Source organism: Niabella aquatica (assembly GCF_054779315.1).
This window is the reverse complement of the sequence record NZ_BAAGYM010000025.1, coordinates 21,967-38,606: the sequence shown is the minus strand read 5'-3', so window position 1 is coordinate 38,606 and position 16,640 is coordinate 21,967. Positions and strand designations below refer to the sequence as shown.

21 protein-coding genes are annotated in these 16,640 nt (G+C 41.2%); 17 read left to right on the top strand and 4 right to left on the bottom strand.

The features are described from left to right. Positions 1 to 516: 516 nt before the first annotated feature. Positions 517 to 990 (bottom strand): hypothetical protein, encoded by a 474-nt coding sequence (locus tag ACYVBM_RS17245; RefSeq protein WP_460686941.1) that lies wholly within the window; start codon positions 988 to 990, stop codon positions 517 to 519. 361 nt (positions 991 to 1,351) lie between these two features. Between ACYVBM_RS17245 and ACYVBM_RS17240 the strand changes: the two genes are divergently transcribed. From ACYVBM_RS17240 to ACYVBM_RS17230, 3 genes are all read left to right on the top strand, one after another. Then, positions 1,352 to 1,963 (top strand): DedA family protein, encoded by a 612-nt coding sequence (locus ACYVBM_RS17240; RefSeq protein WP_460686940.1) that lies wholly within the window; start codon positions 1,352 to 1,354, stop codon positions 1,961 to 1,963. A 108-nt stretch (positions 1,964 to 2,071) separates the two neighbouring features. Next, entirely contained in the window at positions 2,072 to 2,314 is a 243-nt protein-coding gene (locus ACYVBM_RS17235; RefSeq protein WP_460686939.1) for a hypothetical protein, read from the top strand. A gap of 185 nt (positions 2,315 to 2,499) precedes the next feature. Next, positions 2,500 to 3,102 carry an alpha-ketoglutarate-dependent dioxygenase AlkB family protein gene (locus ACYVBM_RS17230; RefSeq protein ID WP_460686938.1) on the top strand — a complete coding sequence of 201 codons (603 nt, stop codon included), beginning with the start codon at positions 2,500 to 2,502 and terminating at the stop codon, positions 3,100 to 3,102. A gap of 666 nt (positions 3,103 to 3,768) precedes the next feature. On the opposite strand, the gene ACYVBM_RS17225 is transcribed toward ACYVBM_RS17230, so the two are convergent. Continuing rightward, positions 3,769 to 4,722, bottom strand: a complete 954-nt coding sequence (locus ACYVBM_RS17225) for an alpha/beta hydrolase fold domain-containing protein (protein ID WP_460686937.1) — start codon at positions 4,720 to 4,722, stop codon at positions 3,769 to 3,771. Between the two features lie 655 nt (positions 4,723 to 5,377). On the opposite strand from ACYVBM_RS17225, the gene ACYVBM_RS17220 reads away from it, so the two are divergent. The 9 genes from ACYVBM_RS17220 (at position 5,378) to ACYVBM_RS17180 (ending at position 9,262) form a co-directional block, all read left to right on the top strand. Next, the gene (locus ACYVBM_RS17220) at positions 5,378 to 5,578 is read left to right on the top strand and encodes a hypothetical protein (RefSeq protein ID WP_460686936.1); all 201 of its coding nucleotides are present in this window, start codon (positions 5,378 to 5,380) and stop codon (positions 5,576 to 5,578) included. A gap of 37 nt (positions 5,579 to 5,615) precedes the next feature. Then, positions 5,616 to 5,999 (top strand): single-stranded DNA-binding protein, encoded by a 384-nt coding sequence (locus ACYVBM_RS17215; protein WP_460686935.1) that lies wholly within the window; start codon positions 5,616 to 5,618, stop codon positions 5,997 to 5,999. Positions 6,000 to 6,047: 48 nt separating this feature from the next. After that, positions 6,048 to 6,527: a hypothetical protein gene (locus ACYVBM_RS17210; protein WP_460686934.1), complete on the top strand. Its 480-nt coding sequence runs from the start codon at positions 6,048 to 6,050 to the stop codon at positions 6,525 to 6,527. A 62-nt stretch (positions 6,528 to 6,589) separates the two neighbouring features. Continuing rightward, positions 6,590 to 7,363, top strand: a complete 774-nt coding sequence (locus ACYVBM_RS17205; protein ID WP_460686933.1) for a DUF3560 domain-containing protein — start codon at positions 6,590 to 6,592, stop codon at positions 7,361 to 7,363. A gap of 89 nt (positions 7,364 to 7,452) precedes the next feature. Beyond that, the gene (locus tag ACYVBM_RS17200) at positions 7,453 to 7,695 is read left to right on the top strand and encodes a hypothetical protein (protein WP_460686932.1); all 243 of its coding nucleotides are present in this window, start codon (positions 7,453 to 7,455) and stop codon (positions 7,693 to 7,695) included. Positions 7,696 to 7,699: 4 nt separating this feature from the next. Beyond that, positions 7,700 to 8,008, top strand: coding sequence for a J domain-containing protein (locus ACYVBM_RS17195; protein WP_460686931.1), 309 nt, complete (start codon positions 7,700 to 7,702; stop codon positions 8,006 to 8,008). 21 nt (positions 8,009 to 8,029) lie between these two features. Beyond that, positions 8,030 to 8,239, top strand: coding sequence for a hypothetical protein (locus ACYVBM_RS17190; RefSeq protein ID WP_460686930.1), 210 nt, complete (start codon positions 8,030 to 8,032; stop codon positions 8,237 to 8,239). 289 nt (positions 8,240 to 8,528) lie between these two features. Beyond that, a complete protein-coding gene (locus tag ACYVBM_RS17185) occupies positions 8,529 to 8,951 on the top strand; it encodes a hypothetical protein (protein WP_460686929.1) in 423 nt (140 codons plus the stop codon). 101 nt (positions 8,952 to 9,052) lie between these two features. Then, complete coding sequence (locus ACYVBM_RS17180; protein WP_460686928.1) at positions 9,053 to 9,262, top strand: hypothetical protein; 210 nt, start codon at positions 9,053 to 9,055, stop codon at positions 9,260 to 9,262. Positions 9,263 to 9,348: 86 nt separating this feature from the next. Here the strand turns inward: ACYVBM_RS17180 and ACYVBM_RS17175 are convergent, their stop codons facing one another. Further along, positions 9,349 to 9,648 (bottom strand): hypothetical protein, encoded by a 300-nt coding sequence (locus ACYVBM_RS17175; RefSeq protein WP_460686927.1) that lies wholly within the window; start codon positions 9,646 to 9,648, stop codon positions 9,349 to 9,351. 296 nt (positions 9,649 to 9,944) lie between these two features. Here ACYVBM_RS17175 and ACYVBM_RS17170 point away from each other — a divergent pair, with 296 nt between their 5' ends. Beyond that, positions 9,945 to 10,727 carry a hypothetical protein gene (locus ACYVBM_RS17170; RefSeq protein WP_460686926.1) on the top strand — a complete coding sequence of 261 codons (783 nt, stop codon included), beginning with the start codon at positions 9,945 to 9,947 and terminating at the stop codon, positions 10,725 to 10,727. A 61-nt stretch (positions 10,728 to 10,788) separates the two neighbouring features. Here ACYVBM_RS17170 and ACYVBM_RS17165 read toward each other — a convergent pair whose 3' ends face one another. Beyond that, the gene (locus ACYVBM_RS17165; RefSeq protein WP_460686925.1) at positions 10,789 to 11,466 is read right to left on the bottom strand and encodes a hypothetical protein; all 678 of its coding nucleotides are present in this window, start codon (positions 11,464 to 11,466) and stop codon (positions 10,789 to 10,791) included. 238 nt (positions 11,467 to 11,704) lie between these two features. On the opposite strand from ACYVBM_RS17165, the gene ACYVBM_RS17160 reads away from it, so the two are divergent. From ACYVBM_RS17160 to ACYVBM_RS17145, 4 genes are all read left to right on the top strand, one after another. Beyond that, positions 11,705 to 12,565, top strand: coding sequence for a toprim domain-containing protein (locus ACYVBM_RS17160; protein WP_460686924.1), 861 nt, complete (start codon positions 11,705 to 11,707; stop codon positions 12,563 to 12,565). Between the two features lie 273 nt (positions 12,566 to 12,838). Further along, a complete protein-coding gene (locus ACYVBM_RS17155; RefSeq protein ID WP_460686923.1) occupies positions 12,839 to 13,231 on the top strand; it encodes a plasmid mobilization protein in 393 nt (130 codons plus the stop codon). After that, positions 13,216 to 14,625 carry a relaxase/mobilization nuclease domain-containing protein gene (locus ACYVBM_RS17150; RefSeq protein ID WP_460686922.1) on the top strand — a complete coding sequence of 470 codons (1,410 nt, stop codon included), beginning with the start codon at positions 13,216 to 13,218 and terminating at the stop codon, positions 14,623 to 14,625. Before ACYVBM_RS17155 ends, ACYVBM_RS17150 begins: the two co-directional genes overlap by 16 nt. Positions 14,626 to 14,650: 25 nt before the next feature. Continuing rightward, positions 14,651 to 16,627 carry a YWFCY domain-containing protein gene (locus ACYVBM_RS17145; protein ID WP_460686921.1) on the top strand — a complete coding sequence of 659 codons (1,977 nt, stop codon included), beginning with the start codon at positions 14,651 to 14,653 and terminating at the stop codon, positions 16,625 to 16,627. The last annotated feature ends 13 nt before the right edge of the window (positions 16,628 to 16,640 follow it).

Sequence of the window (16,640 nt, the reverse complement as noted above, 5' to 3'; positions counted from 1 at the left end):
GCACAGATCATTCGTATTCTTGTAAAAGGATTGATTTAATTTTTTGTTTTATGTATAAAATGAACCCAAATTTATTATCCAGAGAGCCTGAGCAAACGACTGTTCAAAAACTTTGCTGCTTATCTCAAGGGGTATCCGGGCTGTACATTTCGGCATCCATCTTTTATTATCGATCCTATTAGTAATTGTCTCTAAATTTGGGCGCATTTTGCAACGAAATATTTATTAACTGGGTATGCTATTGGAAGAACAGATTATAAGGTATTTAAGCAAGGGGCTAACGCAACAGGAGATATCCAATCAATTGAAGGAAAGGCGTATTTACCCTTCCAGCCTTAGTTCTATTGAAAAAGTATGTGCATCCTTGCGCAAGCGCTATAAAGCCAAAACCAATTTTCACCTGGCTGTGATACTTTGCCGTAAAGGATACATTTCAATTTAAAGATGCCAGTAACGAGCATACAATCTATTTTAGACAAGCATTACAAATATGCACACTCCGGCTATTAAATAAGTCTAATCTTCTTCCCTTATGGAATATCTTATAAGGTCTATTGCGTTATCGGCTGCTTCCGCACTATCGAAGATTCCAAATGATAGGTTGCCTGCATTTACTTTATATCGATAGAATGCCAGGTACCCGACGTAATATTCGTTAAGTGGTAAAGCAAAAAGGCGGTTCTCACCAGGGTTACCCATAAGGATATGCCAGTTGGGGCCAGCCAGTAATCCCGGACTTTGTTGCTGCTGGTCGCGGATACTTTCAATACATGCGCGGGCTTGTTGTTCTGTAGTATACACGCCCACCAGCAGGGCTGCTGTGGATTCGCCTTTGCTGAAACAGTATAGATTTTCAGTAAAAAACTCCTGCAAATTCATGATAAACAGTTCCTGGGTTTGCACATCGCCGATAACGCCAAACATATTGGACGTGTCGAGTATACCACCGCTTCCTTTGAGTGCTTTATTGATAAGATCATCCACTGACATAACTACATTGATTTACACGGTAAATGTACAGCTATTAATTTTTAGTGATATCCTTTCTGAAGGTTTCTTACTATTAACAAGCCAATCTGGCAACTTGCCACGCAATAAAAGGATAATTACTAAGGAGGATGTTATGCTGCAAGGGTGGAATGACAGGTCAAAAAATTAAATACAGGAGTATGGGTCCACAGACATTATCCTATCGTTACCAATAACCTTTTTGCCTATTTTAGATCATCCCGGCCCAACACCTGAATTACTATTTTTTTATCTCCAGGATAAGCTACCAATGAAAATTTCTTTTCTCAAAAGAAGAAATTTTAAGTAGCTTTCGCAAGGTAGGCTTTTTCGCAAAATCAAGATGTTTAATCCAGAGGCTTTAATTCAATATGGAGGTTTGCTACTCGTTTTCCTGGCAATTTATGGGCAGACAGGGCTTTTTTTCTGTTTTTTTCTCCCCAGTGGAGGACTTCTTTTTATGGCAGGCGTATTGATCGCTACCGATCTGCTCGATCATAGCCTTTTTACACTATGTAGCTTAGGTGTTTTAGCCTCCTTACTGGGCAATATTACGGGCTACATGATCGGTTACAAAACCGGTCCGCTTTTATACCGTAAGGACGATTCAAGATTTTTTAAGAAACAATATTTAATAAAAGCAGAAAATTTTTATAAAAAATATGGCGGGTTAGCCTTGTCCGTTGGCTTATTCCTCCCGTTGATTCGCACTTTTAACCCGATCGTTGCAGGTATCATCAAACAAAAATTCAATCATTTCTTTCTGTTTGTGCTTGTAGGGTCTGTAGGATGGGGCCTTAGCTTTGCTATTGCCGGTTACTTAATTGGGAGTATGCCCTTTTTACAGTCATACCTAAACTATGTGGTCATAGGCATTATTGTTCTGGTTACAGTACCCGTGATAATCAAGATCATTCGGGAGTTTAAACAAAAAAAGCGCGACCACTCTTTCTAAAGCAAGACAGATGACCCCAGGCTCCTTGCTTTGCTGTTCCTCTCCAGGCATAAAAATCAGTGGAACCAAGCGCTTTTCGTAAATTTGCACTTTAAGATTAAGAAGAGCATGGAGCATTATTTTGAGTTACCCGTGACCTATAAAAATGAAAACTTATTGCTGAATGGAAGACTGGTCACCTTCGCCTATGACTATAAATTCTATGTAAATGTAGAGGGGCAGGAATTAATTTTTGAGCAGGATGATGAGCGGAACTTCCGCGTCATTGCACCGGAGTCTAATGTCAAAAAGCCCATCGAAAAGGAACTGGTAGAAAAGATCACCGAAGTGTTAAGAAGCTTACAGCATTAGCGGTATGCAGCAATATTCACTTTATTATTTTGACGGTATCATTTGTTGGTAGACTACTGGCATATGCAGTCGATAAAGAGATATTCAAATACGAATTTGCAAGTAATAGATCGCGGGTAGGTAATTCAGTAAAAATACAAAGCCATGTTACTAAAATATTTAGTAAATTTGTCGAGTAATTAGATATGCAGCAAAAATTATTCGACGATACCGACCAGCTTCATTTACCGATAGATTTATTAAACTATACGCCAGGTTTCATAAGCCCGGAAGAAGGAAATGAGTTACTGAAGTTATTACTGGAAACAGTACCGTGGCAACAGCATAGGGAAATGATATATGACAGAGAAGTGGTTACCCCTCGCCTCTCAGCCTGGTATGGCAACCTGCGTAAGCGGGATGAAGGGAAACGTGAGGCACTTGCCTGGCTACCGGAGTTGTACGGTCTGAAAGAGCGGGTAGAGCGTTTTACGGGCGAACGTTTTCAGGGTGTCCTGCTCAATTATTACCGCGACGGTAGTGATTCTGTAGCCTGGCACTCGGATAAGGATACGGTTCCTGGTGTAAAAACGGCCATTGCTTCCCTGAGCATCGGTCAGGAAAGGTACTTTGATTTTCGCCACAAGGAGGATCACAATAAAAAATATACAATTCTGCTGGGGCACGGCTCCTTACTACTTATGAAAGCGGAACTGCAAAAAGAGTGGGAACACCGGATTGCCAAATCTGCTATACCTATGCGCGGCCGTATCAATCTGACATTCAGGAAAGTGTTGGATAAGCAGTAGCCGGTCTCTAAGAACAATCGACATGAGAACTTGGAAACGGGTGGTGACCAAAAAGAGCACAAATTTTTCCCCAATTTCAAATGGATGTTTTCCGGGTCTCATCAGGCTGGTATTAAAAATATTTCGGGCAAACAAATTACGCATTTCGTATATCATGTCCATTGCAGTGTGAATAGTAAAATCACTCATCTTAATACGTTTTTTACCTCATCCCAATGAAGCGGCATGAATACTGTAGCTCCCATCTTATGTCTTACTGCATAGCGTATCGCAAGTGTGTCTCAGAGACGATTTTGCAGGAGATCAATATATCCGGTTAGCATTGTATTCCATTCGCATTCGTTCCGTTATCCCTTTTACATAGTTTAAATAATTGCTTAAAGAGAATGTGCGTTTTTTTTATTTCCTCTAAATAGCCGTTTTTACACGTGTATTTTCCGGAGATACACAAATATTATTCTTTTATCTCTTCTTCGTACCCCACCTTCGTACCAAAATTATTTTATTCACTTTAAACAAATCGTTATGAAAACAAATCGCGTTATGTTGATCGGCTATGTTTTTTAAATGCTGGGTTCTTTTACCGGCAAATATCTATCAACCGTTAATAACCCGGCCTGACCATTGGCTGTATTAAATTAGAGACTGAATGATTAAAGTGTGATCTCACTGTCGGTTTTGAGATTGTATATACTCGATTACTTGCTCTACCAAGGCGTCAATACTTACAGTAGAAATATTATTGAATCCATGGTCTCCTTTCTTTACGATGATTAGCTTATTGGAAACGTTTGCGGAATTAAGTTGTTTGTGCAGTTGTTTGGATTGTTTTAAAGGGACTACTTTGTCTTTAGTGCCGTGGAATATAATGGTGGGTATTCTGTTCATAGATTGGATATATGCCAATGGAGCATAGGGCGCTAAGGTGGTAATCACCTTTCGCTTCTCAGTATCAATGGAGGTACCTGTCATGGCAAAGATGAGTTGCTCCCTGATGGGTAATAGTTTTTTGACAAATATTCGGGCAAGAAACAGTTTAAATTTACTGGCATTAGTTTGAAGCAACTGGTTTAAGTCGGTCGGCCCGAAATTATCCACCACATAATTTACACTTGCTGAATATCTCGATAGCTCCTTGCTGCCCGGCCACATGCTGTCGGGTGTATAAGCCGCCAGCAAAGCTAAATGCGCACCTGCAGAACCGCCCCATAGACCGATACGGGTAGTATCCAGGTTGTAATTGGCCGCATTAGCTTTTATCCACCGGATGGCATCCTTACAATCTGCAATGGGAACAGGAAAATGTTTTGATTTATTTACCAGAGTATAATCAACGCTAATGGCTGCAATACCATTTTTAATCAGTTGATCTTTGAGCCGCCGCATATAGTAAATACTTTCCAGTTCCCTACTCCCTTCTACCCATGCTCCTCCATGTATGATAACGACAACCGGTACCTTTGAAACTGTATTTTGGGGAAGAAAAATATCAAGCATAAGGGAATCGTTCGCTGTAATTTTATAAGCCAAGTTCTTATAATCTGTACTACTTTGGGCTTTTAAGTATGATCCCCAAAAAAGAGTTGTTCCGCACAAAAGGAAGTTAAAAAACAAGCGCATAGGGCCAAGATTTGCGTAAATATAAACAGCACCAGACTTTTAGCAAACAATATTTGTATAAAGCTTCTCAGTTATCGGGGGCGAAACAATAGTGACTTTCTACATTTGAAGTAATCAGTATGGGTTACGTTCATTTAATATTCTTCAGAAAATCCTCCAATTGGTCACTGGCAAACGTTCGTAACAGACATACTTTTTTTTCGCCCGAGCAATCGGTAATTGTAGCCTGTAAATTATAAGACGTTCTGTTGTTGAGAACAGAACTAAGGTAATAAATATCCCAACTCTTATACTTCACTGCATTTATCTTCTTTTTCTTTATTAATTCTTTTTTTTCACCGGGAAGTATTTCCGGTCCTACCCACTAATAGCTAAGCCTACTGCCTTGCGACCTTCTGTCGCGAATTTCCCTAACAGTCCTCAGTAAAAGCAAGGTCTGCACAAAAGAAGGATCGCTGTCACTTCTTTTGCTGGCCACGGGTTTTGTAAAATTTTTCTCCACCTCATACTGGTGCCTCCGGCGGGTTATTACGGAGGTAGTAAAAATCTTCCAAAAACCTTGCTGTTTCCCAAGTCCTGTTATAAGAACACGTAGCTACGAGGTTGACGACGAGGCCATAGGCCGAGTATCAGAAAACAAATAAAAACAACCCGTATGCAACAACAACACAAATCAAAGTTAATGCGGCTTTCATGGCAGATCCAGCGCCGCAGGAAATGCAACCGTTCCAAATCATTAGTAAGTGCCTGGGCGATCTACTTAAACGAAGATATCACGTTGTATCACCTTGTTAGGAAGCACAGCCATGAACACTACACTAATAAAACGGATACGCAAAGCCTCACGCTTTTTTAATCATTTATCATTTTATCACTTTTTAAAATTATCAATTATGCAAACAATTATCGGACGTTTAACCGCAAACGCAACAATCGCAACATTAGAAAATGGTCGCCAAGTAGTCAATTTCACTATTGCCCAAAACGATCGCTTTAAAGTAAAGGGATCAGACGAAGTAAAGCAGATAACCAATTATTACGACTGCGCTTATTGGATGGGAACAGGCATTGCCACCCACCTGCAAAAAGGCATGTTGGTTGAAGCCGCCGGCCGTGTAGGTGTAAATGCATGGCAGGGCGCAGACGGTAACCCCAAAGCCCGTTTAACCTTGCATATCCAGCAAATCCAGTTGCACGGTAAAGCCAGGACAACAACCGCAAACACTAATGAATCTGCACCGGAAACTCAATCCGAAAAAGACGATTTACCCTTTTAACTAAAAACTCCATTCCGCTCCGGGAGGATAAATAAAGGAGCGGTTTTTATGAAATTCTTTAATGGATGTACCACGATAGAAGAAGTAAAGAAGCTATATAAAAAACTGGCTTTGGAAAATCACCCCGACCGGGGAGGCGATACCACCACCATGCAGGCCATTAACACAGAATATGCATTTGCCTGCGCGAAGCTGGCAAAGGGAGCCGGTTTGTCAGATGATGAAGCAGACGCGGAAATAAAGCTGTCTGAAGAATACAGGGAGGTAATAGAAAAGATCATCAACCTGCCTGGTATCATCATCGAAATTGTTGGTAACTGGATTTGGGTAACAGGAGACACCAGACCCGTAAAAGGTACCCTGAAAGATGCCGGGTTTTATTTCGCTTCCAAAAAGGTAGCATGGTATTACCGCAATGAAGCTTTTAAGACAAGAGGCAACGGCGCACCATTGGAGCAGATACGCGCCAAATATGGCAGCGAAACCATTAACACCCGTTCCCGAAGCAAAGCCATTGAACAAGAGTAGCAACAGACCGGGTGCCGCTACACGCACCTGGTTATTTCCTTCACTTTTTAAAGCTTTTATTTATGAAACACAATTTTGAAGAGCGCAAGCAAAACAGGATAGACTTTGCCAAAGAGCAGGCAGAAAAAAACAAACAAACAAGTGATAGCCTGTATAATCAGGCAAAGAAAATGGCATCCGCTATTCCTTTCGGCCAGCCTATACTGGTAGGCCACCATTCCGAAAAAAGAGATCGTAATTATCGCAATAAGATACATAACACTTACGGTAAAGCATTTGAAGCAATGGACAAGGCCCAACATTATGAACAAAAAGCCGAAACCATCGCAGATAATAACGCCATCTTTTCAGACGATCCGCAGGCATTGGATAAGCTAAGGGAAAAACTGGCGGCATTACAGGCCAGTCAGGAGTTTATGAAAGCTGCTAATAAATGTATCCGGAAGAAAGACCGGGAAGCCTTTTTAAAGCTGACCCATGCCACCCCTGAATTATGGGAGAAGATAAACAACCCCACCGTATTGGGATATACAGGATATACCGGGTATAGGCTGCAAAACAATAATGCCAATATTACCCGGATCAAAAAACGTATTGCGTTGCTGGAGAAGATGGCGGCAAAGCCCACCTCCGAAATAGAAATCAACGGCGTTAAGGTGGTACAGAATGCTGAAGCCAACCGGGTACAGGTTTTCTTTCCAGACATTCCATCCGAAGAAGTGCGCAAAAAGCTAAAGGGAAACGGCTTTCGCTGGTGCCGGTCAGAGGGAGCATGGCAACGGCATTTAACACCACATGCGGTGAATATGGCAAAGTACCTGCTTCAATCTTTATAATCCAAACCGGGTGCGGACGGTTTACCCGCACATCAATAACAAAGAGCGGTAGACGTCGCCCTATTTATTAAAAAATAAAATATACAACTATGTTACCCGTAATTCATATACCGCATGACCTTCTATTGCCCGATACCGATCAATGGCAATTTAGGTTTCAAATCCAAAGTGAAACATCCGACCGCATTTATGTTATCTCTCAACACAAGAAAAAAAAACATTGGGGCTGCTCCTGTATGGCATGGAGACGTTACAGGCATTGCAAACATCTTGCAGCGTTGGGTCTGCCTGATTTTGAACAACCCTATGAAGTGAACTTTATAAAAGATTAAAACAATGGCAAAAGGATTTTTAGACGGTTACAAAAGATATGATACATCGGGCGGCTTTGGAAACGCCGCCCGGTGGCGTAAGGCCTTTTACGAACGGATGGGAAGTAAAGAAGCCACCGAAATATTACAAGTAAAAGGAGAAACGCCCTATCAGGTTTTAGGCGTTATACCCGGGGCCTCCCAGGTAGCAATAAAAAAGACATTCCGCAAACTTATTTCTGAATGGCATCCCGACCGTAACCAGCACCGCATTCAGGAGGCAGAAGAGATGAGCAAAAAAATTATAGCTGCTTATAGCCTGCTTACTAATTGATCAATTTTAAAAACTTTTATAATGAATACACAACTAAAAGCAAACACAAAATACACAGTTATAAAAATTTCTGATTGGTTGCCCATAACCACAAAAGAAGAGATAGTTATTATACGGTATTCATCCGCCTACCAGCGATATATCTATAAGCGAAAAGGCCTTAGAAAAGAATTGATATTACCTGTTGAGCTTATAGCCGGCTGTTTTTTGAAGGCCACGATTTACCCTTAAAACTGGACATTGAAATCGCGCATTTTACAAGTAATGGCCATTTCAACTTTGTTAGCGATAACCCGGATCAGTTAAGACAACACATTTTAAATAATTGTATCAATACTGATCCCGATCTGCTGGAAAAAATAATGGTTACACTTAAACGAAGAGCGCACAGAAAAGGCAGCTATCGTTATGCCCTGCTGTTTGAGAAACAGCAGTAGCATATTATTTCAAGCAAACCGAGGACGCAGCTCATTTTTTAACTATTCAAAATAATTACTATGAAAAGAAATTTAGTTTTAGCGTGCAACCGCTTTTATATAATACAGAGGATCTAAAAGGCCCGCTCACGCAAGTGTTCTTTGCACGGCAATTTGCGGAGTACGAAGGCGCTTTTTACTATAACCGACTTGCCCGCGTATCCTTTGAAAGGCCGGGAGTCAATAAATCCATACCCGGCGGAATCCCGCTAATAGAAACTTTATTGCTGGGTGAAAAACAATCAGAGCACAGTACTTTGCATCTATGTATCCGGGCAGCGCATTCCTGCTGTAAGGTGGCTACCGGGTATCACCCCAGCCGTACCGTTGTGCTACATCCGGAATACCGTACCGCCCTGTTGCTGGATTATCTTTCTGACAAGGAAATCGAGCAGGTATTTGCTTACATCTGGGATCATCCAGAATGGATAGAGCCTGTCGATCCGCCTCATTCAGGTTTGGATTAGACACCCATTATTATAGGAGAAAGTGGCATTTTTATAATCTTTTTAGTGAAAAATGACCGCTTTTTCTTTTTCCCTTGCGTGATTTTTTCGTAAATTGGGGTGTGAACTTTTGGGAATTTAAAGAAGATCATTCAAGGGGCTACTATCTGCCGGCATCCAATAAATCCGCCCGCGATCAGGGCGGGCAGTTGGTTAAGGGCCTGTTCTTTTTTATTGCTAACCTGTTTAGAGCTGTATGGACGTTGCTTGTTGGATTTTGTGCCGTACTGTTTATGCTCTTTAACGGGTTATGGAAGCTCATAAAACGCTAACCCGGCTAAACTTTTCTTTTGTCAAACACCACAAAGAAAAGTTCACAAAAGAAAAATGCTCAATGCCAAAAGGTAACCTCCGGTTGTTATTTTTCTTTTCCGGGCGGTTGCAGTGTGTGCAGTTTGCCAGCCATATCAGACAGCCCGGCTTTTTGTAATAACTCCATGCTGATTTGCTGAAGCGATTCAATGCTGCCTTCGCCTGACGCCCGCACCAACCCATCCAGCGAATCACCTGGTTTGATTTGCAAACCTTTCTCAATTACTTTCACCAACAGTAAAACGTTTTTTCGAGGAATGCGTAGATCTAATTTTACCGCGTCATTCATACCCGGTGCGCTCATAATTGTTTCATAGAGCAGCGCGACTTCTTTTTCACTTAACATACTTCACCTTTTTTTAATCATACGAGTCGTTCTTACGATTACAAAAATATATAGTCGCTTTTAGATTGTGGCGATTTGACCGTGCCGTTATATGACACGGTGATTTTTTTTGCCGATACTGCTCTTATTTCTAGTTATAACAATACGTCTTTATTTCCTGTAATTACAAATTCCTGGTTATATTGTACCAGCCTTTTTAAATGATTTATACCAAATAGCAAGAAGATTGGACTATGAATCTTTCAACAGAATATGCTATATATTTGAGATTATTTCATAAGATAACAATGTACTCAATGCCGAGATTATTTTGTATCCTATTGCTTTTGCTGGGCGTTAGATTAATTTCTTTTTGTCAGGACCATCTTTTATTTGACCAGCAGTTTCTTAATGATACTGTAAAGCTGATAGGTATGGATTCTCCGTATGACGAAAACAGAACCTATCAGAGATACAATTTTTTTATCACTGATAAAACGGTTATTGATTCGCTGATCAAAACTGTGAGATATGGCGAACGTGCCAGGAATATTATGGAAAATGACAACTTTTCGCTTATTGTTACTGAAAATAATAAGATAGTTGACCGTTGGTCTATTAGTCCTAAGTTCAATAATATTAATACGGATGGGAGTCAGAATGTCTTTGATATCGGTATCCTTGACGCACTTTCTTCACGTTTTCCAATGAAATATAATTATTATAAAAAGGTATTTTCATCAATAGAACAATATAAGAGTTTTGAGGATTCTATGCTTTTGAAGGAAAGTACACTTTTTATCTATAAGCCTGATTTTAGGTATGAGGGCAGTTTTGATGTAGAGTTCCCTAAAAATAGAGAGTTTTCGGATGCAAGAAAAGCAATAGAGTACATCAATAAAATACTGGAAAAAAAACTTGATAAGTCAAAATTTTCTGCGGTATATGTTTTGACAGAATATAACTTGAATAATCAAAATCAGATTACAATTACAATCAGTTCGCCCAGATGGGTTTTCAATGAATTCAATGATAAAACGGTTAAAAAAAAATCCTGGACTTCCGCTGAAAATGATGCAATGATTTTTGAAAGATTATAGGCGATTGCTACGTCATTTCATGATGTACACGGGAAGAAACTTTCTATCTGTTCACTATTTGTTATTCCCATTTAAACAACTCATATAGTTCAGCAAGTGGCTGTTCCCATTCATTTTTGAAATCAAGTCGTTCACGCTTTAGCATATCGTTTGAGTAAACTGTCCTAAAGTAGGTAATTTTGTTTTTATTATCACGGTAGCAGTATGCCTGTCCTTCTTTAAATTGAAATTCTATTTCTTCCAAGTTGTCAGCTACAGTGTCGGTAACCCGGACAGGACCTAATATGTCGGAATACATAATTGCTTCCGACCCTACTTGGAAAGTTGCCTTCTCGGAATTCAAAATACGTTCGGCAAATCTCTCACAAAAATGTGCTGTGTAAATCCTTACCCACTTATTCCAGCTTGTGTTCGCCATAAATCCGGTTGTCGGAATACCACCATTGGAAATATCAACCGTGACCAAAATCAACCCTTTTGTAGTTCTGTAAGGCATTCCAATGGACACGAACGGTCTTTCTTGAAATGGGATTTTTTCGCAATAGAAATTGATCTTTGCACCTTTAAATTCTTCATAGGATTTTATCCACTTATGTTTTGTGATTTTAAATTTTTTTTGACGCTTTAATTCTTTTTCAAGAATCCGATTGAATTTTGGATTAGTGATCTCAAAAGACTGCTGAAAGATGTCAGCAATTTCACCTAATGTCAATGTTTCGACTGCGATTCTTTCCTTCATTATGCTTGGTAATTATTGTTTCTTTTGGATATAGTGCTGTTGGCACTAACATAAGTAGTAAATATACTAAGGTTTGACTTTAGCTTTAGTCAGTGACCACCGGCAGCTTTCCCTAGAAAGAGGAAGGTCATGACTTTTCTATTCAACCGTGCCATTATACGACACGGTTGAGTTTCGTATAAAGCGTTGCACATAGTTTTGCATTGTCATTGAATTTGTGAACCTGAAAATGTGAGTTATGACAATCAAAGAAGCAAACGCCATAGACATGGTAGCTTACCTGTCTGTGGCCGGTTTTGAGCCCGCAAAAGTGAGAGGCGAAAACTATTGGTATTATTCCCCATTACGAATCGAAAAAACACCGTCTTTTAAAGTCAACCGCCGACGTAATCAATGGTACGACTTTGGCGAAGGCAAAGGCGGCAACCTGCTGGATTTTATTTTGCTGTATGAAAACGTTTCTATTTCAGAAGCCCTCAGACGATTGGAGCGGGCCAGCGATCTGCCAAAGTATATTCCAGAAGTACTACCATCGGAAACGCCTGCAATAGAAATCCAATCCGTCCATACGGTAAGCTCCGCTGCACTGATCCGCTATTATCAATGCCGCCGCATAGTAACCGAAATAGCCGATAAATACCTGCGGGAAGTGCGGTATAAAAACAGGGAAAAAAATTACTATGCTTTAGGCTTTAAAAATGATTACGGAGGTTATGAATTACGCTCTCCGTACTTCAAAGGGGGATGCCATCCAAAAGGCTCCACCTGGATCAAAAGCGAAACAGAAAATCTGTCCGTTTTTGAGGGCTTTTTTGACTTTCTTTCTTACCAGACCCTCCACCTGAACCAGGAGGTTCCACAGTGTGATTTCTTAGTGCTGAACAGTACCTCTTTTTTTGAACAGCAACTGCCAATAATGCAGGCTTATGAACGTGTGTATTTGTATTTGGATAACGACACAACCGGCACTAAATATACTACGCTTGCCCTTGCTGCCGATCCCGCCCTGTTCAGCGATGAACGCCATTTGTATGCAGGATACAAAGACCTGAACGACTGGCACCAACATTTTGGTACCAGCCCCAGGCCAGCGGCCTGATCGCCACAAAAAGGTATGCCGGTCATTGAAGACCGGCATGACTTTCAATCCGCCTGCTGCACCCTTTGGGTACTTGCGGGCGGGCAATCCCCATCGCCGGCTCGGGGATGGCAAGGTGTACCAAAAGTTGCACTTTTGGACCTTGCCCTTTCAATCCGAAGTCGTTCCAGGGAAAAAAGGACAGAGGGATTTTTATGGTTTCCGCACTTGGAACTCGTGCGGAAAATTTTGAAACCCTGTCTGCCGACAGGCAGGCGTGTAAATGAAATTGTGATGAATGAAGAAAAAATAAACCCAAAAAGGTGGATTACGATCCGGGTAAAGCCGGATGAATATACCGCCGTATATAAATTATATAAGCAAACGACCTGCACCAAACTCAGCCAGTATGTGCGCAAAGTACTTCTGCAAAAGCCGGTGGTTATTCTCTATAAAGACGAAGCATCCGCTGAAATTTTGTCAGCCTTAAACCAGCTCTCCAGGGAGCTTTCAGCCATCGGAAATAATTTCAATCAAACCGTTCACAAACTGCATACTTTGGATCATATCCCGGAGATAAAAATATGGGCGGAGCTGACAGAATCCGGCAGGCAAAACCTGCTTAAAAAAATAGAAGAAATCCGTGTTTCCATGAATCAAATCCGCCTGCAATGCGCCCTCAAATAACATTTCCAACGAACCTTATGAGGGCGCTTAATTATCATGAAAAAAAAGTGCAGAAAGGAGCTGCCGAATTGCTTCACGCTCATAACTTTTTTAAGCTGCCAAAGGAGCTGAATTTTTATGATAAAGAAGATCGGTTTAAAAATTTAATGTCGTTAAATGAGCGGGCAGAAACAAAGCTAATCCATATATCGCTGAACTTTCACCCGTCAGAGAAAGACCGGTTGGATAAACCATTTTTAGTTCACCTTGCCGATGAATATATGAATAAGATCGGCTTTGGAGATCAGCCATATTTGGTATATCAGCACGAGGATGCCGGTCATCCGCACATCCATTTGCTGGCTCCATTGATAAAAGAAGATGGCAAACGCATCTCCACCCATTTTATTGCAAAGAATATTTCGGAACCGGTGCGCAAGGAGATGGAAAAACAGTATGGGTTTATTCCTGCCGATAAGAAAGAACAACGACGGGAGGACGAAAAAAAACTAGTGGTTACGCCGGAAAAAATACAGGCCGGAAAATCTGCCACCATGCGCAGCATTACCAATGTATTGGATCATGTCATTGACCGCTATAAATACACTTCGCTTAATGAACTGAATGCAGTTTTAAGATTATACAATGTAAAGGCAGATCGGGGCGCTGAAGACGGCAGGATTTATAAAAACCGGGGCTTGACTTATGTAGTAATTGATAAGGAAGGTAAAGCCCTGACAAAACCGATCAAAGCCAGCGCTTTTCACAGCAAACCCACGCTGGACTATATTGAGGAAAAATGTAAGGCGAATGAACACAAACGACTGCCGGATAAAAAGCACATCAAAACGGCAGTGGAATGGTCAATGCAATCCGGCCCCAGGTCATTAGCAGAACTGGCGAAGCTATTAAAGAGGGAGCGTATAGACCTGGTTGTTCGGCGCAACGAGCAAGGTCGAATATTTGGCATGACCTATATAGATCATGAAAAGAAAACAGTATTTAATGGTAGTGATGTAGGCAAGGAATATGCAGCAAAAAAAATGATGGAGCGATTGGAAATGGTTCCGCATCAGCCGGAGAAGGAGCAACAGAAACAGCAGTCTGTGGCCTATCAAAAAGACGATATCCAGGAACAGCAGCAAACCGGAAAGGAAAGTACCGGGAAGCAGCAACCCATAACAAAACAGAAAAGCAGTGTACAAACCAAACAACAGGGAACCGGCAAAGAGCAGGATAAGACGAAGAGCCAGGAAAGGGAACCGGCTACCGAAGAATTGAGCAAAGGAGCTGCTAAAATTATTGAGCAGGTCGTAGAGCCGGATAGCGGCGAAAGCTGGGCAATTAACAAAGAGATGCTTACCGAAGAACAACGCAAAAAGAAGAAAGGTTTTAATAAGCAATGGGAACTATAATCATTCATTTTAAAAACAGTGGAGTATGACAATGAGGACGAATGAAAATGAAATGGGGTTGAAAAAGATCATGGACATGACCCGGCTGATCAGCGTGGCAATATTATTGTTGCATTTTTATGATAGCTGTTATGTTTTCTTCCAGGAAAAAGGATGGGTACATGCCATTAGTAATACAATATTGGACAATATTCATCGGACGGGGTTATTTGTGAATTTCCATAAGGTGAAATTTATTGCATTAGGCTTCCTGGCTTTATCACTCTTAGGCGTGAAAGCAAAGAAGGGCGAGGAGTTTAATTACCGGCTGGCGATTGCCTACCTGGTAACCGGTCTTACACTCTATTTTATCAGTGGCTTACTATTCTGGATGCAGGCCAGTAGCATCGCTATTGCCTTATCCTATATGGCAGTAACAACTTTGGGATTTATTTTCTTTTTAACAGGTGGTACGCTGCTGTTCCGTATTATTAAAAAAAAACTCAGCGGAGATGTGTTTAATACGGTCAACGAAACCTTCCCCCAGGAAGAAAGGAAACTGGAAAACAAATATTCCGTTAATATACCCACGCGGTATAAATTAAAAGATAAAGAGCGTTCCGGATGGATCAACATTATTAACGGATTTAGAGGTGGCGTTTTGCTGATGGGCCTGCCTGGAAGTGGAAAAACACTTGTAGCAAAAGAGATACTAAAGCAACAGATTGCTAAGGGTTATGCGCTGTTCATCCATGACTTCAAGTATCCCGATTTAACAAAGGTTGCCTACAACCATTTTCTGCGAAACAAACACCGTTATAAAGTTGCTCCCGAGTTCCATATCCTGAACTTCGAGGACATACAGGAACGGTGCAACCCCTTGTTGCCGGATTCAATCCATTCTATTACAGATGCGGCATCTGCTTCACGCGCCATTCTCTTAGGGTTAAACCAGGAATGGATCGACAAGCAGGGCGATTTTTGGGTGGAATCGAGTATCAGTTTTATTACAGCTCTTATTTGGTTTTTGCGTATTTACCAGGATGGGAAGTACTGCACGTTACCCCATGTTATCGAATTGGCCCAAATACCGCTGAACAAACTCTTTACTATCCTGTTGGCTGAACCTACGCTGGAAGTGATTGCCACGCCCTTTGTCAGGGCCTACGAGGAAGATGCAGGCAAGCAGCTCATTGGGCAAATTTCCGGGGCCGCAATCAGCCTGGGAACGCTTGCCAGTGAAAAGCTCTATTATGTACTTTCCGGTAATGATTTTACAATGGCGATTAATGACCCCAAAGCGCCCCAAATCATTTGTCTTGCCAATAATCCACAGGTGTCAAATATTTACTGTGCGGTAATCTCTTTATACCTGAATACCCTGCAAAAACTGCTGAAGGAGCAGGAAGAGCAGCCTTGCGGTATTTTGTTAGAGGAATTTGCCAATATAAGCTGGCATAGCGCTGACAAGTTTTTATCAGTTTGCAGAAGTTACCTGGTGAATGTAACCTTAGTAATACAGGATGCGAGCCAACTCATTTTGCATTATGGTGAAAAGCAGGCCAATGTTATTTTATCAATGGTGGGTAATATTATTTCCGGTCAGGTTACGGGAAATAGCGCCAAATCTCTTTCTGAAAGATTCGGAAAGATCATGCAGGACAGGCAAAGCCTTACCATTAACAGTAGCGATACATCCCTCAACAAATCCAAACAATTGGATTATGCTATTCCTCAATCAACCATATCAGGGCTTTCTGCTGGTGAGGTAGTTGGTATGGTAGCAGATAACCCCGGCCAGCGTATCCAGCAGAAGATGTTTCATTCACAGGTACGGCATGATTTTAATGCGCTCAAAAAGGAAGAAGCCGCGTACGAACCCGTGCCGCAGGAGCAGGTAGATAAAAAAGCTATCCGGGAAGCTTTTCTCCGTGTTAAACGAGAAGTTAAAGCCATTGTGGAGGATGAAACGGACAGGATTATGAATACGCCAGGGTTGGCCGCAGTGATAGTAAGAAAATAAAGAAATTTGATGG